This window comes from Vibrio sp. 1249-1 (assembly GCF_033340495.1).
The window spans coordinates 1-782 of sequence record NZ_JAWOWJ010000398.1 but is presented as its reverse complement, the minus strand read 5'-3'; the positions used below and the strand labels follow the sequence as shown (position 1 = coordinate 782).

Genomic DNA, 782 nt, shown 5'->3' with positions numbered 1-782 from the left:
CAGTCGCGGAAAAAGCGCGACTCTTCGGTGCGTACTTGACCTCGGGTGTGGTATTGATAAATCCATCCCATACCTAAACGATACGGTGTTGCCGTTAAGCCCAAAACTTTGATGCCAGGGTTGAGCTCTCGAAGGTGCGTAATCACTTTTTGATAGCTGCTGTTTTTATCGTCTGGCACACGGTGACATTCATCGATAACCAGAAGTGAGAACTGGTTTTTGAATGAGTCCAAATTGCGCACTACCGATTGCACCGAGGCAAACACCACTTGTTGGTCGGTTTCCTTTCTTCCTAATCCTGCCGAAAATATGGCGCCTTTCAAACCGTAGCCTTCATATTTCGCGTGGTTTTGTTCCACCAGTTCTTTTACGTGGGCCAAAACCAACACACGCCCTTTGGCAAGGCGTGCTAGTTCTGCAATAACTAAGCTTTTCCCAGCACCAGTTGGTAGTACGATCACTGCGGGGGTGGAATGTTTGCGAAAGTAATGAATAACGGCTTTAACAGAGTCAGCTTGATATGGGCGAAGTGTGTACATGAAAATATGTGAAATTGCTCAACTATTCGAACTAGGAAGGCTATAATACCTGACTTTTATACCCAAGTGACCTTTGAACCGTAATTCGGAGATCACTTGGGTATAATTCAATGAGGTATTCATGCGTTTAGATAAGTATTTGTGTGATGCTCTGGGTGCGACTCGCAAGCAGGCAACAAAGATCATCAAAAGTGGCGAAGTGCTCGTCGATGGCGAAGTACAAAAAAGTGGTTCATTCAAAGT

General features: G+C 45.1%; 2 protein-coding genes. One reads left to right on the top strand and one right to left on the bottom strand.

Annotated elements, in window-relative coordinates:
• Nucleotides 1-539 (bottom strand): DEAD/DEAH box helicase (locus tag R7Z50_RS26620; RefSeq protein WP_318149628.1); only part of this gene is annotated, 539 nt, incomplete at its 3' end.
• Nucleotides 540-660: 121 nt separating this feature from the next.
• Here R7Z50_RS26620 and R7Z50_RS26615 point away from each other — a divergent pair.
• Nucleotides 661-782, top strand: a 122-nt coding sequence (locus R7Z50_RS26615; RefSeq protein ID WP_318149629.1) for a S4 domain-containing protein, incomplete at its 3' end; no start/stop codon positions are given.